We start from the raw sequence: 1,315 nt of genomic DNA, 5'->3' as shown, positions 1-1,315 counted from the left end.
TAAATCAAAGACTTACATGTTGTGAACTGGCGACTATGTCCTTGCCTTACTCTATACCGAATTCTGAGGTGGCCCACACAAGAGATAACAAAATGATTATTTCCGTCACCGCAGCTATATATGCGAATAAATAAAGCTGATTATTTTTTGGGGGGTTAAATGATAGAGAGGCATTTAAAAAAAATCACGGCCTTGGTTTTTATTGTTGCTTATGTACTAGCTAAAGTTCTGATCGGCCCAATAACATGCAATAGCGGATGGAGCTCCCCATCCATTGGTCTTAGTGGTGCTTGTTCACATCATGGAGGTGTAGCTTCATGGAAAGGCACGTTACCAATATTATTAAGCGCCGCTGCTGCATTGTTTTTTTATTTTCATTTTAAACGCCAATGTCGAAATGCGCCTGATGTTTCAACTTCCCCTCTAATGGCAACTGCTTTTTTAAAAGTGGATATGGAGCAACAAGCGGTTGTTAGTAATGATGCAGAAACTCCTGCATCAGCAGGTAACTCAAAAAAGGATAGAGGTTGTAAAAATAAACCTTTATGCCCAAGGTGTCATTCCGCAATGAGACTAAGAACAGCAACTAAAGGCAATAATGCAGGACATAAATTTTGGGGGTGTAGTAAATATCCTAGGTGTAAAGGTACTCGATCCTATTTGCCTGAGAGCAAGTGAAGGATGGTTGCACTGTTGTTGGTGTTGAGCACAACACGGGGGTGTTGTAACGTACTGTCCATAAAAGACAAACCCCGAATCTCTGTCTAATCAACTTGGCGGAAGATAACAGAGAGTTCGGGGCCGTGACTTAATCACAGGAACAAGAATACCACATGGATCACATCAGACAACCCAGCACCGCCAATAAGCGCGGTGTTCGATGGTAAAACCAGCGCTTCAAGCCGCCGAGTTTGTCGATCGTCTCCCTCGTCGCCCCTACTGCACTGATGATCCGGCGCTGGGTCTGCATATCCGCCCGCAGGCAACTGCGCTGGCCTTCCGTCACATTCAGCACAATCCACCGCCGCACGTATCCTGCATTGTGTTTGATGTGGACAGAAAGCCCTATGAGCAACGGCGAGAGGGGTATCAAGAGTGGCGAGAACGTGGCTTGCCTGCGCCGCATTGGATAGCGATCAACCCCGAGAATGGCAATTACCACATTGGCTATCTGTTAGCCGCGCCCGTGGCTCGCACCAGTGCCGCAAGGCTTAAGCCGCTGCGCTATTTGGGGTCGGTTCAGAAAACGGAAAATAAAGCACGCTAAGCCGTTGCCCGACATCCCAAAGGACGATGGCCCAGTTCAGTGCGAGCT

Annotated in this window: 2 protein-coding genes; both read left to right on the top strand. The window is 47.2% G+C overall.

The annotated features are described in order from the left end of the window. The first annotated feature begins 159 nt into the window (after positions 1–159). On the top strand, positions 160–678 hold the full coding sequence (locus tag OKC30_RS21485; RefSeq protein WP_081805719.1) for a topoisomerase DNA-binding C4 zinc finger domain-containing protein: 519 nt from the start codon (positions 160–162) through the stop codon (positions 676–678). Positions 679–880: 202 nt separating this feature from the next. Continuing rightward, positions 881–1,267 carry a replication initiation protein gene (locus tag OKC30_RS20875; protein WP_233421458.1) on the top strand — a complete coding sequence of 129 codons (387 nt, stop codon included), beginning with the start codon at positions 881–883 and terminating at the stop codon, positions 1,265–1,267. The last annotated feature ends 48 nt before the right edge of the window (positions 1,268–1,315 follow it).

Origin of the sequence: Aeromonas sp. QDB18 (assembly GCF_027705325.1) — a bacterium.
GTDB lineage: Bacteria > Pseudomonadota > Gammaproteobacteria > Enterobacterales > Aeromonadaceae > Aeromonas > Aeromonas caviae.
Note: the sequence above shows the minus strand (reverse complement) of the source record. Positions and strands in the feature narration are given on the sequence as shown.

Coding starts and splice junctions, on each gene's coding strand:
- OKC30_RS21485 (WP_081805719.1), top strand. CDS start 160: ATGATAGAGAGGCATTTAAAAAAAATCACGGCCTTGGTTTTTATTGTT.
- OKC30_RS20875 (WP_233421458.1), top strand. CDS start 881: ATGGTAAAACCAGCGCTTCAAGCCGCCGAGTTTGTCGATCGTCTCCCT.